The organism is Microbacterium sp. 1.5R, assembly GCF_007667425.1.
In the GTDB taxonomy this organism is placed as follows: domain Bacteria; phylum Actinomycetota; class Actinomycetes; order Actinomycetales; family Microbacteriaceae; genus Microbacterium.
On sequence record NZ_VDRC01000001.1, the window covers coordinates 1,515,959 to 1,533,093 of the forward strand.

Here is a 17,135-nt window from a genome sequence, read left to right on the forward strand (position 1 = left end):
GCGTCTCCCGCGCGTAACATCGCTGACTCACGACGGACGTAGCCTCGACCGCATGACGACGCAGCAGCAGACACCCGAGTGGCAGTGGTCGGAGGACGGCATCAACTTCCGCACCCGCAAATGGGTGCGTCCGGAGGACCTCAACGCCAACGGCTCGCTCTTCGGCGGCAGCCTGTTGAATTGGATCGACGAGGAGGCGGCGATCTACGCGATCGTCCAGCTCGGCAATTATCGCGCGGTCACGAAGCACATCTCCGAGATCACCTTCGAGGCCTCGGCCGTGCAGGGAGACCTCGTCGAGCTCGGACTGCAGGCGACGCACTTCGGCATCACGTCGCTCACGATGCGCGCGGTCGCCCGCAACATGATCACGCGCAAGCGCATCCTCACGATCGAGAAGATCGTGTTCGTGAGCCTGGACGAGAACGGCCGCCCGACACCGCACGGCTACCGCGACATCACCTACAACCGCGACCGCATGCCGACGGAGCGACTGGCGACGGGGACGGTCCCGCTGCCCAAGCTCTGAGGGCGCTCGGCCGGTCCGCCCGCAGTGGCGTCAGCCGGCCAGCGCGGGGATGGAGCCCGTCGCCGGCGTCGACGTCGTCACAGCTCCGGCCGTCGTGGCGACGGCGCCCGTCTGCGCGTGGCCCGCCGCGGCCGTGATGCGCGCCGCGCGCGCCGTCGAGCGAGCGGGCTCCCCCGCGTCGACGATGCCGCGCACGACCGCCCCGATGATGAGCAGGCCGACCAGCAGCGCGCCGGAGACGATGATCGGCATCCACTGATTCGCGAACGACGCGGCCAGACTCAGCACCGCGGCGGGGATCCACACCCCGACCGCACCGCCTGCGAGACCCCCCGCTCCGCGCATGACGGCGATCGCCGCGACCAGCGCGCACAACCCCGCCAGCACGGCCCCCACGATGCCGATCGGCACCAGAACCGATGCGAGCTCGCTTGCAACCCTCGATGATGTCATGACGCCCCCCGTCAGCGGTCCCTCCGCACTCTCAACAGTACGGACGCGGTGCGGCCGCGGCATCCCTCTGCAGGATGACGTTGCGCAATCTTGACTCGCCGTTCAGCGACGGGTCAGCCAGCCGAAGCGCGCGCCGCGCACCGTGCGGATGGGCTGGGTGACGACGGCATCCACCACCATCGATCCGTCGACGGGGCCGACGATGGCCATGGTCGACGTCTCGGTCGCCTCGACCGGGTCGACCTTGAGCATCGCGAGTCCGCGGTGCGCTCGGATGTAGGCCGGCACCAGCAGCACGATCGCACCCAGCCACGCGAGCGGATTGCTGAGCGCGACGCCCTCGAAGCCGATGAGCGAGCCGAGGATCACCGCGGCGCCGACGCGCATCACGAGCTCGATCACCCCGGTCACCGTGGGGACGAGCGTATGGCCGAGTCCCTGCAGCGCTCCGCGGAGGACGAACAGGATGCCGAGGGCCCAGTACCCGCATCCGTTGATGATGAGCATGAGGTGGGCGAGGTCGACCACCTCGTCGGCGTCGACCCCGTGACCGACGAACAGCCGGACGAGCGGGGCGCCGAAGGCGATGATGACGACGCCGAGCAGCAGTCCGGCGCCGATCGCCATCCAGGTGCCCTCGATCACACCGCGACGGATGCGGTCGGGGCGGCGGCCGCCGAGGTTCTGCGCCGCGTACATCGACGCGGCGAGTCCCAGCGACGAGAGGAAGGCGACAGCGAGACCGTCGACACGGGATGCCGTCGTGTACGCCGCAACCGCATCGGATCCGAGCGTGTTCAGCGCGACCTGCACGGTCAGGGTGCCGATCGCGATGATCGACGCCTGAAAGCCCATCGGCAGACCTAGCCGCAGGTGCTCGCGGACGTCGTCGCGGGTGACCCGCCAGTCGGCCGCACGCAGGTGCAGCATCGGGAGCCGGCGGCGCACGAACTCCAGGCACAACGCGACCGAGACGGCCTGCGCCACGACCGTCGCGAGCGCGGCGCCGCCCACACCCCAGTCGAGCGGGCCGACGAGGAGCACCACGAGTCCGACGTTCAACGCGCACGAGACGGTGAGGAACACCAGCGGGGTGCGGGAGTCGCCGATCGCGCGGATGATCGCCGAGAGGTAGTTGAAGAACATCGTCGCGCTCGCGCCGAGGAAGCTGATCTGCGTGAAGATCGTCGCCTCGGGCAGGAGCTCGGCCGGCGTCTGCAGCAATTCGAGAAGGGGCCGCGAGATCAGGGGCGCGACGATCGTCAGCACCACGCTCGTGATGCCCGTGAGGATCACACCCGTCGCGACGGATCGGCGGACGCCGGGTGCGTCTCCGGCCCCGAACGCCTGCGCGATCGGGATCGCGAACCCGGTGGTCAGGCCCCACGCGAAGCCGATGAGAAGGAAGAGCAGGCTGCCCGTCGCGCCGACGGCTGCGAGGGATGCCACGCCGAGCTGGCGGCCGACGACGACCGCGTCGGCGAACTGGTACATCTGCTGCACCACGTTGCCGATGAGCAGCGGGACGGAGAACGAGAGGATGACACGCCACGGGCGGCCCGTGGTGAGAGAGGTGGCCATGGGGAAGCGGCTCGCAGGACTGGGGAACGGATCGGGGGACCACCAGGATATCGAATCGATTCGGTGGAGCGGTATCCCCGATCCGTGACTACGGTCGGTGGAATGAGCACCGCGAAGCCCACAGCATCCGACCCCGGAGTCGGCGACGACGACCAGCACCTGCGGCGAGCGCTGAGCAACCGGCACATCCAGCTGCTGGCGATCGGCGGAGCCATCGGCACCGGCCTCTTCATGGGCAGCGGCAAGACGATCTCGGTCGCCGGCCCCTCGGTGATCTTCGTCTACATGATCATCGGCTTCATGCTCTTCTTCGTCATGCGGGCGATGGGCGAGCTGCTGCTGTCGAACCTCAAGTACAAGTCGTTCAGCGACTTCGCCAGCGACCTGCTCGGCCCGTGGGCGGGGTTCTTCACCGGATGGACCTACTGGTTCTGCTGGGTGGTCACCGGCGTCGCCGACGTCATCGCGATCGCGGGGTACACGGACGCGCTGTTCCCCGGCATCCCGCTGTGGATTCCGGGTGTTCTCGTCGTGGTGATTCTGCTCGCGCTGAACCTGCCCACCGTCGCCGCCTTCGGCGAGATGGAGTTCTGGTTCGCGCTCATCAAGATCGTCGCGATCGTGGCGCTCATCGTCACAGGTCTCGTGATGATCGTCACCGGCTTCCAGCACGACGCCGGGACCGCGAGCTTCGCGAACCTGTGGAACCACGGCGGCATGTTCCCGCACGGCTTCATGGGCTTCGTCGCCGGCTTCCAGATCGCGGTGTTCGCCTTCGTCGGTATCGAGCTCGTCGGCACGGCCGCGGCCGAGACCAAGGACCCCGAGCGCAACCTGCCGAAGGCGATCAACGCCATCCCCATCCGCATCCTGCTGTTCTACGTCGGCGCCCTCGTGATCCTCATGGCCGTCACGCCGTGGACCGAGTACGTCGCCGGCGAGAGCCCCTTCATCGCGATGTTCGCGCTCGCCGGACTCGGGATCGCCGCGACCGTGGTCAACCTCGTCGTACTCACCTCGGCGATGTCGAGCGCGAACTCCGGCATCTACTCGACCTCGCGCATGGTGTTCGGACTCGCCAGAGACGGCGACGCCCCGCGACTGTTCGGCCGCCTGTCGAAGCGCCGAGTGCCGCAGAACGCGCTCTTCCTCTCCTGCATCCTGCTGCTCTCCGGCGTCGTTCTGCTCTACGCGGGCAAGGACATCGGCACGGCGTTCGACATGGTCACGACCGTCTCCGCCGTGTGCTTCATGTTCGTCTGGACGATTTTCCTGTTCAGCTACCTCGCCTACCGCCGCACCCGCCCCGAGAAGGCGGCGGCATCGACCTTCCGGATGCCGGGCGGCGTGTTCATGGTGTTCGTGGTGCTCGCGTTCTTCGTGTTCATCCTCTGGGCGCTGACGACGCAGCCCGACACGCTGACCGCGCTGCTCGTGACGCCGATCTGGTTCGCGCTTCTCGTGGTCGCGTGGCTGTTCGTGCGGAAGTCGCAGAACCACCTCGAGCGGCACGCCGCGCACATCGCGCATCTGCGGAGCGACTCCGCCGAGTAGGGACGCGGCCGACGCACAGCACCGGGCGGATATCCTGGACGCCGCGGTCGCGGAAGGAGAGCGATGTTCGACAGTCCGCTCTCGGCCTCGGCCTACGAGATCCTCGGCGTCGACCCTGATGTCGCACACGACGAGTTGCGCCGCGCGTATCGCCTGAGGCTGCGGCAGTCGCACCCCGATACGGGCGGCGACGCGACGATCTTCATCCAGGTGCAGCGTGCGTGGGAGCTGATCGGCACCCCCGAGCTGCGTGCGGCCTACGACCGCCGCAGCGGCGTGCATCCCGGCATCCCCACGGATTCCGAGGAGTCGGGATGGCGCCCCCGTGCGGCCGCGCGCACCGACACCCGGCCGAAGGCGCGCTCGTACGGGCACCCCGGTGGGTGGCGTCGCGAGCGGTATCTGACCCTGATCCGGGAATGGGCGGGATTCGGCGTCGAGGTGCCGGACCCCTACGACCCCGCACTCGTGCGCTCCGCCCCCCGTGAGCTGCGCCGCATGCTCGCCGACGCGCTGGCCGAGGAGGCGACCGCCCGCACCGTGAGTGCACTGGGCATGGGCTTCACGGTGTGGCACGACGTCGCGACCGGGTCGCACCCCGACGACAAGCTCGACCACGTCATCCTCAGCCCCTCTGGCCTGTACGGAGTGATGTCGGAGGACTTCGGCGGAGTGGTCGGCTTCCGCCGAGGCGAGATCACCGGCCCGAGTCTCGGCACGCGGGCACCGGTCACCGCCGCCCTCGCCAGGATGCGTGCCGTGGCCAAGGCCGCGCGGGTGAAGTTCGGCGGGGCGATCGTCGTGCTCCCCGACGACGACCTCGCGCAGGCGGTGACGCCGCTCGGCACCAGCCGCGGCATCCCGGTGGTGGTGGTGCGGCGCAGTGCGCTGGCGATGGTGCTGCGGCAGGGGGTTCCCGGCGCGCGGGCGATCGGCGGGAACGAGCTGTTCGACGTCCGCACGCGGCTGCAGCAGACCGTCACCTTCGTCTGACGGCATCCCCGCCGCTTTCGAATCGCTTGCATTGCGGGTTTCGGGGTCCGAGACCTGCAATGCAAGCGATTCGAAAGTCTGAGAGGCCGTTGACAATGCTCGTCAAACCGGTTTACCTTTGTCAAACCGGTTCACACGAGGAGGTGGCATGAGCCGCACGACCATCGCCGACGTCGCCCGCGAAGCCGGCGTCACCAAGGCCACCGTCTCGCACGCGATGAGCGGCAAGCGGCCCATCTCCGACGACACCCGCGCCAAGGTCATCGCCGCCGCCGAGAAGCTGAACTGGGTGCCGAGTCAGAGCGCCCGTGCCCTCGCGACGCAGCGCGCCAATGCGGTCGCTGTCGTGCTCGCCCGTGACCCCGAGGTCATCGCGAACGACTCGTTCTTCCCCGCCTTCATCGCCGGAGTCGAGTCGGTGCTCGCCGCGACCGAGACGGCGCTGCTGCTGCAGGTCGTGCCGGACCGGGATGCCGAGGAGCGCGCCTACCGCACCCTCAGCCACGGCCGGGCCGACGGCGCCCTGCTGCTCGATCTGCGCACCGACGACTGGCGGGTCCCGCTGCTCGAAGAGCTCCGGGTGCCCACCGTTCTCATCGGAGCCTACGAGCAGCCGACCCGCTTCTCGTGCGTGCGCACCGACGACGCCGCACCCGTGGCCGAGATCGTCGACCATCTCCGTGCCGCCGGCCACACCCGCATCGCACACGTATCGGGCCCCCTCGACTACGTGCACTCCCGGGTGCGGGCGGATGCCTACATCGCCGCGATCGGCGACGACACCCTGCTGCGCGAGGGCGACTTCACGGCATCCAGCGGTCGCGAGCGCACCGCCGAGCTGCTGGCCCTCCCCGACCGGCCGACGGCGATCCTGTACTCGAACGACACCATGGCCATCGCCGGGCTGTCGTACGCGAGGTCGCAGGGTCTGCAGGTCCCCCGCGACCTCGCGATCTCAGGCTTCGACGACGACCACCTCTCGGCCCACCTCTCCCCCGCGCTCACGAGCGTGTCGTCGGGGGCTGCGGCGCGAGGTCGCGCAGCAGCGCGCCTGCTGCAGGCCGACATCCTCGGAGCCGACCCCCGCACCGAAGAGGTCGATTGCACCGTCGTGCGCTTCCGCGAGAGCACCGCAGGCTGACCCGTCTCCGCCAGGAGAGACCCCCGACCAGCACGACCCGAAACGGCACGACCCGACAGCACCACCCGAACCCGCACCACCGCGCTTTCGTCATACGTCAAGGAGGACACCATGAAGAAGATCCGTGCAGCAGCACTGCTGGGCGTCACCGCTCTCGTCGTCACCGGCTGCTCGGCGGGCGGCGGCGGAGGCGGTTCCGCCGACGGCACCGGTCCGATCAAGATCTGGCTCTCGAACAACGAACAGGAGGTCGAGTGGGGCCAGTCGGTGGTCGACGCCTGGAACGCCGAGCACCCCGACGAGAAGGTCACCGCTCAGGAGATCCCCGCCGGCTCGTCGTCGGAGGAGGCCATCACCGCGGCGATCACCGCCGGCACCGCCCCCTGCCTCGTCTACAACGTGGCCCCGGCAGCCGTGTCGGGCTGGGTCAAGCAGGGCGGCCTCGTGAACCTCAGCGAGATCGACGGCGCCGACGATTACATCACCGAACGGGGTGGGGAGGTCGACTCGTACTCGACCGACGGCGCCTACTACCAGGTGCCCTGGAAGTCGAACCCCGTCATGGTCATGTACAACAAGGCACTGTTCCAGGCCGCAGGCATCGACCCCGAGAACCCGCAGATGAACACGTACGACGCGTTCCTCGACGGGTCGCGCAAGATCGTCGAGTCCGGCGTGCAGAGCGCGATCTGGCCGGCGCCGACCAGCGAGTTCTACCAGCCGTGGTTCGACTTCTACCCGCTGTACCTCGCCGAGACCGACGGCACGATGCTCGTCGAAGACGGCAAGGCCACGGTCGACTCGGATGCCGGCCGCACCGTCGCCGACTTCTGGGCGACGTTCTACGAGGAGAAGCTGTCGCCGAACGAGGCCTCGACCGACGATGCGATGTCGGCCGGCACGACGGCCATGCAGCTCGCCGGCCCCTGGGCGATCCCCTCGTACGCCGACACGGTCGACGTGGGTTTCATGCCCGTGCCCACGAGTGACGGCCGGGAGAACCCGACCACCTTCGCCGACTCGAAGAGCGTCTCGATGTTCACCGCCTGCGAGAACCAAGGCACCGCGTGGGAGTTCCTGAAGTTCTCGACCAGCGAGGACAGCGACGGCCAGCTGCTCGAGGCCACCGGTCAGATGCCGATGCGCACCGACCTCACCGGCACCTACGCCGACTACTTCAGCGCGAACCCCGACTACGTGTCGTTCGCCGAGCAGGCGGAGGCGACGGCTGATGTGCCGAGTATCGCGAACTCGGTCGAGGCATGGCAGGCGTTCCGCGACGAGTACTCCTCGGCCGTGATCTTCGGCAAGGAGTCGATCGACGACTTCCTCAAGAACGCCACGACGAAGATCGACGACCTCGTCGCCGAGTGACGTCAGGGACGTCAGGGTCATGACTCTCCGAGACGACGCGGTCACGGACGTGGCCGGGGCACCTGCTGCCCCGGCCACCCCGCCGGCCAGGTCATCGCGATCGCTGCGCACCCGCTGGTTGGGTGCACAGCCGATCGGCGGCGTGTTCGCGCTGCCGTACCTCGTGTTCGTGCTGGCGATCTTCGCCTTCCCCCTCGGCTTCGCGGTCTACATCGCGTTCCACGACTACTTCTTCACCGCCCCCGGCGCGGAGGTCGAGCGGCCCTTCGTCGGCTTCGACAACTTCGTGACCGTGCTCACCGACCCGCGGGTGCTCGGCGCATTCCGCAACACCCTGATCTTCCTGGTGATCAACGTTCCGCTCACCGCCGTGCTGTCGCTCGTCCTCGCCGCGGCGCTGAACACCGGCATCCGCTGGGCCTCCGCGTACCGTGTGGCGTTCTACGTGCCGTACCTCACGGCGAGCGTCTCGCTCGTCGGCGTGTGGATGCTGCTGTTCTCGGGCAACGGCCTGATCAACACCATCCTCGGACCGCTCGCGCCGGACCCGTCGTGGCTCGTGAACAGCGGCTTGGCGATGCCGATGATCGCGCTCTACGTGACGTGGAAGCAGCTCGGCTTCTACATCCTGCTGTACCTCGCGGCGCTGCAGAACGTGCCGAAGGAGCTGTACGAATCGGCCGAGACCGACGGAGCCGGTGCTTTCGCCCGATTCTGGAACGTCACCGTCCCCGGGGTGCGCAGCGCGACGACGCTCGTGTTGATCCTGTCGATCATCACCGGGGCGAACCTGTTCACCGAGCCGTACCTGCTCACGAACGGCGGCGGCCCCGACGGCGCCTCCACCACGCCCGTGCTGCTGATCTACCAGCTGGGGATCCAGCAGCAGAACCCCGACACCGCGGCAGCCATCGGCATGATCCTCGTGATCCTCGTCGGGATGCTGTCGCTCATGGCCAACCGCGCGACGAGGGAGCGATGATGACCCGCCGACGTTCACTGCCCCGCATCCTCAGCATCGTCCTGCTCACGGCCGCGGCGATCGGGTTCGCGTTCCCGTTCTACTTCATGCTGGTCGGCGCGTTCCAGGAGAGCCCGACCAACTCGCCGAGCGAACTGCTGCCCACCGGCGGCTGGACGGTCGACAACTTCATCGCCATCGACTCGCGCATCGATCTGCTCGGGTCGCTCGTGAACTCCTTGATCTTCACCGTCGGCGTGCTGCTCGGCACGATCGTGTTCGGGCTGCTCGCGGGGTACGCGATCGCGCGGCTCGACTTCCGGGGACGCGGCGTCGTGTGGGTGCTGATGCTGCTCGTGCAGATGGTGCCGTTCCAGCTGCTGATGATCCCGCTGTATGTGCAGATCACTCGCAACTACGGCCTCGGCGACTCGTACCTCGGCATGATCCTGCCCTTCCTCATCAACACGACGGCGGTGTTCATCTTCGTGCAGTTCTTCGAGGCGCTTCCCGCCGAGATCTTCGAAGCCGCACGCATCGACGGCGCCGGCGAGATCAGGCTGCTGACCTCGGTCGCGATCCCGCTGATCCGCCCGGCGCTCGTCACGGTCGTGCTGGTGACGTTCATCGGCCCCTGGAACGAGTTCCTCTGGCCCTTCCTCATCACGAAGGATGCCGCGCTGCAGCCGCTCGCGGTGTCACTCGCCAACTACATCTCCAACGTCGCGCAGTCGACGGCGAACCCGAACGGGGCGATCCTCGCCGGGGCCACGGCACTGGCGTTCCCCGTCGTCATCCTGTTCATCGTCTTCCAGCGCTACTTCACCGCCACCGACCTCGGCGCGGCGGTCAAGGGCTGACGCCCGGATCCGCGCCGCCAGAAAGGACACCCATGTTCACCGGAGCCTCCTTCCCCCTCGGTCCGTTCACGCCCTACGAGGGCAACCCGATCCTTCGGCCGAGAGGCGACAGCTGGGAGTCGGGCAACCTGTACAACCCTGCGGCGCTCGTCGACGGCGATGAGGTCGTGCTGCTCTACCGCGCGCATGCCGACGACATCGTGTCGCACATCGGCATCGCGCGGTCGAGCGACGGCGTGCACTTCACCCGCGAGGACGCGCCGATCCTCTCCCCCTCCGAACCGTACGAGACGCACGGCTGCGAGGATCCGCGCATCGCGCTCATCGACGGCACGTACTACCTCACCTATACGGGATGGGACCTCCGCAGCGCGCAGCTGTGCCTGGCGACGTCGACCGATCTGCGCACCTGGACCAAGCACGGTCCGCTCTTCGACGACTTCGACACCTTCAAGACCATGGACCCCCGGGGCTTCAACTGGTCGAAGGCCGGGGTCATCGTGCCGCAGAGGATGCACGGCAAGTGGTGGATGTACTTCGGCGAGGGCGGCATCTACTGGGCGACGAGCGACGATCTCATCCACTGGACACCGGGTACGCCGGACACCGAGCCGATGTACACGCCCACTGCCGGCACGTGGGACGAAGCGCTGGTCGAGATCGGCACCTCGCCCGTCGTCACCGACAACGGTCTGCTCGTGATGCTCACGAACGGCGCGACCCGCACCGTGCACGACGACGGCACGGTCGACGTCGACTACCGCTGCGGGCAGATCGCGATCGATCCGGACGAGCCCACGAAGGTCATCGCTCGTCTGCAGGAGCCGTGGCTGCGCCCGCAGACCTTCGAGGACCTCAACGGACTCGTCTCGAACGTCACGTTCGTCGAGGGACTCGTGAAGTTCCACGGGAAGTGGTTCGCGTACTACGGCCAGTCCGACACGACTCTCGCCGTCGCGATCCACGACCCGGCGCAGCCGTGGGGTCGGACCCTCAGGGAGGAGTCATGACGATCTCCCGTCGCGCCTTCCTGACCGCCGCGGCCGCGAGCTCCGCTCTCGCGCTGCTCCCCACCGGGCCGATGGATGCCGCGGCGGCGTCTTCGGCATCCGCTCTGCCGCTGCATGTGCCCACCGACGCGGCGAGGCGGAAGCGACTCACGAACCTGGCGCACCTGCGGTTCCTGCTCGCGGAGGTGCCGGTCGCGGCGAGCGCGACGCACACGACGTTCGGGATCGAGAGCGATCCGCGCGTGCGCGCACCGTGGACCTACGCCGACACCGACGGTGCGGGCGGATACCGTCCGGTCGGCGGCGGCACGCGCGATGCCGCGACGGGGTACTGGACGCAGGGCGCCTACAACGCCGACGACATCGCCAGGGCAGCGGTCGTGTTCCTGCGCGACTGGAAGGCGACGGGCGACTCGCAGAGCCGGGACGAGGCACGCGACGTGCTGCGCTCGCTCGCGTTCCTGCAGACCGTCTCGGGGCAGAACGCGGGGCGCGTCGTGCTGTGGCAGCAGGAGGACGGCACGCTCACCCCGAGCGCGATCCCCGTCGAGCTGCCCGACCCGTCCGATTCGGCGGAGTCGTACTGGCTCGCCCGCACCGTATGGGCGTTCGGTGAGGGATACGCCGCATTCGCCGCCACGGATGCCGCCTTCGCGGCCTTCCTGCTCGAGCGCCTGCACCTCTGCCTCGATGCGCTGGGACGGGAGTCGCTCGGACGCGCGGGGCAGTTCGTGCGCAGCGACGGACGCGACCTGCCGGCGTGGCTGATCGCCGGAGGAGCGGATGCCACGGCCGAGGCCATGCTCGGACTCGCTGCCGCCGCGGAGATCGGGGATGCACGCAGCCGTGATGCCCTCGCGAGCTACGGTGCGGGGGTGGCCGCCATGGCTACCGACCCCCGCGGCGGGTGGCCCTTCGGTGCCGTGCTGCCGTGGACCGGGTCGCTCGGCTTCTGGCACGCGTGGGGCGCGGCGGCGCCGGAGGCGCTCGGTCGTGCGGGCGCGCTGCTGCGGCGTCGGGAGTGGTCGCGGTCGGCGATCGCCGACGCGGGGACGTTCACGCCGCAGGTGCTCGCCTCGGGTGGACCCCACAATGCGTGGGCGCCCCTGCCTGCCGAGGCCCAGATCGCGTACGGTGCGCACGGTCGGGTGGCCGGTGCGCTCGCTGCTGCCGCGGCGGGCGGGGGCGAGGGGCTGCGGCTGATCGCGGGTCTCGCAGCGGGCTGGTTCTTCGGCGCGAACACCGCCGGGGAGCCCGTGTACGACCCCGCCACGGGCGTGACCTTCGACGGTGTGGAGACCGACGGGCGGATCAACCGCAACGCGGGAGCCGAGTCGACCATCCACGGGCTGCTGACGATGCTGCTCCTCGACGCGAACCGCGACGTCGCGGGCCTCGCGACCTCGATCACCGGGTTGAGCTCTTTCTCGGGGCTCCGGGTGCTCGAGGCCGAGACGGCGCGACTGTCGGCCGGGTGCGTGGTCGAGCGGCCGGCGGGCGGCGCGTGGACCGGGGAGGGCAATCTGTCGAGCGGCGCATTCGTGCGGGTTCCCGCCGGTGAGACGGTGGAGTTCGACGTGACGGAGGCCGGCGGCATCCTGCACGGTCTGATCTGGCGGCAGGCCGCCGACGTCGGGGAAGCGGTGTGGGAGGTGTTCCGCGGGCGGAAGCGGCTGTGGACCACACGCACACCGGCCGGCGGCACGGGCGACCGCGGTCTCACGGAGGCGGACGGGATGCTGGTGCCGCAGCGCCTGGGCGGCGACCTGCCCGGCGAGTCGGTGGTGGTGCGGTGCACGAGCCGCGGAGACGTCCGGCTCGATGCGCTCGTGATCCAGCCGGCCGTGGCGACGGCGGTGTACGCGACGACCTCGGGCCCGGCCGTGCTCTACGCGGACGGGACCGGCCGGGATCAGCGCGTCGCGGCTCTGGCCCCGGGTTCGGGGCGCGCGTACGACGCCGACGGATCGCAGCGCGGGCAAGCCGTGGGCGGTCGAAAGGTGCGGGTGCGCGGCGGGGGATTCACCGTCACCCGGTGAGTCCCCCTCTCGCGCCCCCTGCCGCTCGCGCCGACCCACCCTCTTCTGTGCGACCCACCCTCTTCTGTGCGACCCACCCCGTTTGGCACCGCGTCGGGGAGGGTGGCTCGCGCGAACGGGGCCGGGTCGGCATCGCGGCGAGCGCGGCGCGTAGGCTGGCTGTGTGCCGACGACCGACCCGCTGCCCGACCGCCCCGCCCCCGACAACCCGACCGGCAAGCTCGTGCTGCTGCGACACGGTGAGACCGAGTGGTCGAAGGCGGGTCGGCACACCGGGCTCACCGACATCCCGCTGACCGCACGGGGAGAGGACCTCGCCCGTGGTGCGGGGCGGCTCGTCGCCGACTACGACTTCTCGCTCGTGCTGACGTCTCCGCTCGAACGGGCCAGGCGGACCGCCGAACTCGCCGGGCTGCACGCCGAGGTCGATCCGCTGCTCGTCGAATGGGACTACGGCGGGTACGAGGGCCGTACGACGAAGGACATCAGGGCCGAGCTCGGGTACGACTGGAGCGCCTTCACGCACGGCGTCGTGCGCGGGGACACACCCGGCGAGACGGTCGAGGAGGTCGCTGCGCGGGCGTCGCGCGTGCTCACCCGGGTGCTGCCGGTGCTCGCCGAGGGTGATGTCGCGCTCGTCGCGCACGGGCACTTCCTCCGCATCCTCACCGCTGTCTACCTGCGGCTCGCGCCGCGCTTCGGCGCGCAGATCTCGCTCAATGCCGGGTCCGTCTCGGTGCTGAGCTTCTACCGCGAGCAGCCGGCGATCCTGTCGTGGAACTACGGACTCGAACTGCCGCTCGCGCCGTCGGAGTCCTGACCCCGGCGTCAGGCGTACCGCACGGCCTCACACCCCGCCGTTCAGCCCACGCGGCGCAACGACACGGCGTAGACGCTCGGGTCGCCGTCCAGGTCGAGCACGACCTCCAGGCCCGTGGCCGTGGTGTTCACGTCGAAGGCGATGGTGGCGTTCGAGCACTGCGTCGGCTCGGGTGAGAGCCCGACATCGAGGTCGCCCCCGGATATCGAGATCGTGCCCTCGCCCCGGCACGCGATCTGCGCCTGGTACGCCCCGGGCTCGAGCGACTGGAACCGCGTCGTGTGATGCGCAGAGGTCGCGTCGCTGAGCCACCCCGCGAGCGAGCCGGCATGCCCCTCGGCATCCGACCCGGGAACGACCGTCTTCGACCATTCGGCGATCTCCTCGACGGGGATGGGCAGCATCCCCTCCGCCTCCGCGATAGCGGCGTCGATCTCGGCGTCGGGGTCGGCGTCGGGGTCGGGGGTGGCTGAGGCGCTCGCGCTGGGCGACGGGGTCGGTGACGCGTCGCGCTCGGCATCCGTCGTCGGCGCGCATCCGACCACCCCCAGCGTCGCTGCGAGCAGGAGTCCGACCGTCGCCATCCGTTCGCCGTTCATGCCCTCCACGCTACGGAGACCTCAGGAGACCGCAACCCCCGTCGTGTTCCGGCATACGACACGCCGCTCTTTTGAATCACTCAAAAGAACGTGTAGGGTCGAAGCCATGGAAACCACACTCGAGTCGGCGCTGCACGACGCCGGTCTGAGGGCGACCGCGGGCCGCGTCGCCGTCCTCGAGGCGATGGAATCCCTGGCCCACACCGATGCGGAGCGCGTGTTCCGCACAGTCTCCGAGGTGCTGCCGACGACGTCGATCCAGTCGGTGCACAACATCCTCGCGGACCTGACGACGGCGGGCCTGCTCCGCCGGATCGAACCGGCAGGGTCCGCTGCCCTCTACGAACGGCGCATCGGCGACAACCACCACCATGTCGTCTGCACCGGGTGCGGTGCGATCGGCGACGTGGACTGCGTCGTCGGCGAAGCACCGTGCCTCACCCCGTCTTCGGCCGGGGGATTCACCGTCCAGACAGCCGAAGTCACCTTCTGGGGCCTCTGCCCCAGCTGCCAGACCGCCGCGCAGTAGCTCGACGCATCCGCCTGCCCGCCGGGCAGGGGTACTCGTCGCACCTACGCGCAGAAGGAGAAGAAAATGACGAACCCGCACGACCAGGCGAAGCCCGCCACCACGACGCAGACCGGTACGCCCGCACCCAGCGACGCGCACTCCCTCACGGTCGGCGCCGACGGCCCCACCGTTCTGCACGACCGCTACCTGGTCGAGAAGCTCGCGTCGTTCAACCGCGAGCGCGTGCCGGAGCGCAACCCGCACGCCAAGGGCGGCGGCGCCTTCGGCGAGTTCGTCGTCACCGAGGACGTCTCGGCCTACACCCGTGCCGCCGTCTTCCAGCCCGGCGCGACCAGCGAGACGCTGCTGCGCTTCTCCTCCGTCGCCGGTGAGCAGGGCTCGCCCGACACCTGGCGCGACGTGCGCGGCTTCTCGCTGCGCTTCTACACGACCGACGGCAACCTCGACATCGTCGGCAACAACACCCCGACCTTCTTCATCCGCGACGCGATGAAGTTCCCCGACTTCATCCACTCGCAGAAGCGCCTGGGCGACTCCGGCCTGCGGGATGCCGACATGCAGTGGGACTTCTGGACCCTCTCCCCCGAGTCGGCCCACCAGGTGACCTACCTCATGGGCGACCGCGGTCTGCCCCGCAGCTGGCGCCACATGAACGGCTACGGCTCGCACACGTACCAGTGGGTCAACGCCGAGGGCGAGCGCTTCTGGGTGCAGTACCACTTCCTGTCCAACCAGGGCGTCGAGGCGATGCACGCCGACGAGGCGGAGCAGCTCGCCGGGTCGGATGCCGACTTCTACCGCCGCGACCTGTTCGACGCGATCACCCGCGGCGAGCACCCCTCGTGGGACGTCTACGTGCAGATCATGCCGTACGAGGAGGCCAAGGCCTACCGCTTCAACCCGTTCGACCTGACGAAGACCTGGTCGAAGAAGGACTACCCGCGCATCAAGGTCGGCACGTTCACGCTGAACCGCAACCCGCAGAACTTCTTCGCCGAGATCGAGCAGGCCGCGTTCTCGCCCGGCAACCAGGTGCCCGGAACCGGCATCTCGCCCGACAAGATGCTGATGGCCCGTGTCTTCGCATACCCCGACGCCCAGCGTCACCGCGTCGGCACGAACTACAACCAGCTGCCGGTGAACCAGCCGCATGCCGCCGAGGTGCGCAATTACATGCACGAGGGCAACATGCAGTACCGGTTCAACCCGGCCGAGCACCGCGTGTACACGCCGAACTCGTACGGCGCCGCCGGCGGGCCCGAGGCCGACCCGCTGGCGGGCGTCGAGGCGAGCTGGGAGTCCGACGGCGAGCTGATCCGCACCGCGGCCACGCTGCACGCCGACGACGACGACTTCGGCCAGGCCGGCACCCTCTACCGCGAGGTCTTCGACGACGAGCAGCGCGCCCGGTTCCTCGAGACCCTCACCGGCCAGGGCAAGGGCCTCACGGTCGACGTGATCCGCGAGCGCTTCTTCCAGTACTGGACGAACGTGGATGCCGCGCTCGGCGAGGCCCTGCGCCGCACCGTGTCCGCGGCCTGAGCGCGCACCCGCACCGCGCGCTGAGCGCGCACCCGCACCGCGCCGAGACCCCGTCTCAGCGCCCAAACCCCCTCTTGCGAACGTCCGCAGGAGGGGGTTTCGGCGTGAACCCGGGGTCTCGGCGGGGTGGGGGTGCGGGGCGGGGGCGGGGGTGTGGGGCGGGGCGGGGCGGGGCGGGTCAGGACGCCGAGACGTGCAGCACACTCACCCGACCGCGGGTGGGTGATCGCAGTGCTCACGCGGCGTCCGATGTCGGACGCACGATCATCATGCCGTGCCGCGCGAGAGAATGGATGCCGTGGCCGTCCCTCTCTCCGACTTGAACAGCATGCCCACGCCGCAGCAGGTCTACGCGGCCGACGGCACCCGCCTCGCGACCTACACGTGGGGTGAGGTCGATGCCCGCGTCGTCGTGCTCGTGCACGGATTCGCGTCGAGTGCCAGGGACACCTGGGTGCTCACAGGGTGGGTGCGGCAGCTCACCCAGGCGGGGTACCGCGTGCTCGCGCTCGACCAGCGCGGCCACGGGCTGAGCGAGAAGCCGCATCAGGCCGATGCGTACGGCATCCGCACCCTGGCGACCGATGTCGAGACGGTGATGGACGCGTATCTCGTCGATGAGGCGTTCTACGCGGGTTACTCGCTCGGCGCGCGGGTCGGATGGGAGGTGGTCCGCGATCTGCCGCAGCGCATCGGGCGGGCGGTGCTGGGCGGGGTGCCCGACGGCATCCCTCTCGCTCGTCTGGATCTCGCGCAGGTGCGCGCGTATCTCGCGGACGGCACGCCTGTGGCCGATCCGGTGACGCAGAACTACATCGCGCTCAACGAACGCGTACCCGGCAACGACCTCAGCGCTCTCGTCGCGCTGGCCGAGGGACTGCGGTCGTCGAGCACCATCGATCCTGACCCGGCCAATGCTCCGGCCAGCCCGATCCTGTTCGCGACCGGCTCGAAGGATGCCGTCATCGAGGGTTCGCGGGCCCTCGCCTCCGCGGCGCCGGAGGGGCGCTTCTTCGAGATCCCGAATCGCAACCACTTCAACGCCCCTGGTTCGCGCGACTTCAAGGACGCGGCGATCGGGTTCCTCGCGGAGTCGTGACTTCGCCGAGACCCCGCGTTATCGTCGAGACCCCCGCCCGCTGACGTC

16 protein-coding genes are annotated in these 17,135 nt (G+C 69.5%); 13 read left to right on the forward strand and 3 right to left on the reverse strand.

The features are described 5' to 3' along the window. Nucleotides 1-52 precede the first annotated feature (52 nt). Nucleotides 53-529 (forward strand): acyl-CoA thioesterase, encoded by a 477-nt coding sequence (locus tag FSY98_RS07320; protein ID WP_144875329.1) that lies wholly within the window; start codon nt 53-55, stop codon nt 527-529. Nucleotides 530-559: 30 nt separating this feature from the next. Here the strand turns inward: FSY98_RS07320 and FSY98_RS07325 are convergent, their stop codons facing one another. Together FSY98_RS07325 and FSY98_RS07330 are read right to left on the reverse strand one after the other, a co-directional pair. Then, the gene (locus tag FSY98_RS07325) at nt 560-982 is read right to left on the reverse strand and encodes a hypothetical protein (RefSeq protein ID WP_144875331.1); all 423 of its coding nucleotides are present in this window, start codon (nt 980-982) and stop codon (nt 560-562) included. Between the two features lie 102 nt (nt 983-1,084). Further along, entirely contained in the window at nt 1,085-2,563 is a 1,479-nt protein-coding gene (locus FSY98_RS07330; protein WP_144875333.1) for an MATE family efflux transporter, read from the reverse strand. A gap of 102 nt (nt 2,564-2,665) precedes the next feature. Between FSY98_RS07330 and cycA the strand changes: the two genes are divergently transcribed. From cycA to FSY98_RS07375, 9 genes are all read left to right on the forward strand, one after another. Next, nucleotides 2,666-4,117: a D-serine/D-alanine/glycine transporter gene (cycA, locus tag FSY98_RS07335; RefSeq protein WP_144875335.1), complete on the forward strand. Its 1,452-nt coding sequence runs from the start codon at nt 2,666-2,668 to the stop codon at nt 4,115-4,117. 63 nt (nt 4,118-4,180) lie between these two features. Then, nucleotides 4,181-5,110 (forward strand): J domain-containing protein, encoded by a 930-nt coding sequence (locus FSY98_RS07340; RefSeq protein WP_144875337.1) that lies wholly within the window; start codon nt 4,181-4,183, stop codon nt 5,108-5,110. 148 nt (nt 5,111-5,258) lie between these two features. Beyond that, entirely contained in the window at nt 5,259-6,251 is a 993-nt protein-coding gene (locus tag FSY98_RS07345) for a LacI family DNA-binding transcriptional regulator (RefSeq protein WP_144875339.1), read from the forward strand. Between the two features lie 111 nt (nt 6,252-6,362). Continuing rightward, a complete protein-coding gene (locus tag FSY98_RS07350; protein WP_144875341.1) occupies nt 6,363-7,625 on the forward strand; it encodes an extracellular solute-binding protein in 1,263 nt (420 codons plus the stop codon). A gap of 19 nt (nt 7,626-7,644) precedes the next feature. Then, nucleotides 7,645-8,607, forward strand: a complete 963-nt coding sequence (locus FSY98_RS07355) for a carbohydrate ABC transporter permease (protein WP_260857307.1) — start codon at nt 7,645-7,647, stop codon at nt 8,605-8,607. Further along, a complete protein-coding gene (locus tag FSY98_RS07360) occupies nt 8,604-9,446 on the forward strand; it encodes a carbohydrate ABC transporter permease (protein ID WP_144875343.1) in 843 nt (280 codons plus the stop codon). The genes FSY98_RS07355 and FSY98_RS07360 overlap by 4 nt, the downstream gene beginning before the upstream one ends. Before the next feature lie 32 nt (nt 9,447-9,478). After that, nucleotides 9,479-10,456, forward strand: a complete 978-nt coding sequence (locus FSY98_RS07365) for a glycoside hydrolase family 130 protein (RefSeq protein WP_144875344.1) — start codon at nt 9,479-9,481, stop codon at nt 10,454-10,456. Continuing rightward, nucleotides 10,453-12,495 carry a hypothetical protein gene (locus FSY98_RS07370; protein WP_144875346.1) on the forward strand — a complete coding sequence of 681 codons (2,043 nt, stop codon included), beginning with the start codon at nt 10,453-10,455 and terminating at the stop codon, nt 12,493-12,495. Before FSY98_RS07365 ends, FSY98_RS07370 begins: the two co-directional genes overlap by 4 nt. Before the next feature lie 163 nt (nt 12,496-12,658). Next, nucleotides 12,659-13,315, forward strand: coding sequence for a histidine phosphatase family protein (locus tag FSY98_RS07375; protein ID WP_260857308.1), 657 nt, complete (start codon nt 12,659-12,661; stop codon nt 13,313-13,315). Between the two features lie 41 nt (nt 13,316-13,356). Here the strand turns inward: FSY98_RS07375 and FSY98_RS07380 are convergent, their stop codons facing one another. Then, complete coding sequence (locus FSY98_RS07380; protein WP_144875348.1) at nt 13,357-13,914, reverse strand: hypothetical protein; 558 nt, start codon at nt 13,912-13,914, stop codon at nt 13,357-13,359. Between the two features lie 106 nt (nt 13,915-14,020). On the opposite strand from FSY98_RS07380, the gene FSY98_RS07385 reads away from it, so the two are divergent. From FSY98_RS07385 to FSY98_RS07395, 3 genes are all read left to right on the forward strand, one after another. Then, entirely contained in the window at nt 14,021-14,443 is a 423-nt protein-coding gene (locus FSY98_RS07385) for a Fur family transcriptional regulator (RefSeq protein WP_144875350.1), read from the forward strand. 66 nt (nt 14,444-14,509) lie between these two features. Next, the gene (locus tag FSY98_RS07390) at nt 14,510-15,988 is read left to right on the forward strand and encodes a catalase (RefSeq protein WP_144875352.1); all 1,479 of its coding nucleotides are present in this window, start codon (nt 14,510-14,512) and stop codon (nt 15,986-15,988) included. Between the two features lie 289 nt (nt 15,989-16,277). Beyond that, on the forward strand, nt 16,278-17,087 hold the full coding sequence (locus FSY98_RS07395; protein WP_144876649.1) for an alpha/beta fold hydrolase: 810 nt from the start codon (nt 16,278-16,280) through the stop codon (nt 17,085-17,087). The last annotated feature ends 48 nt before the right edge of the window (nt 17,088-17,135 follow it).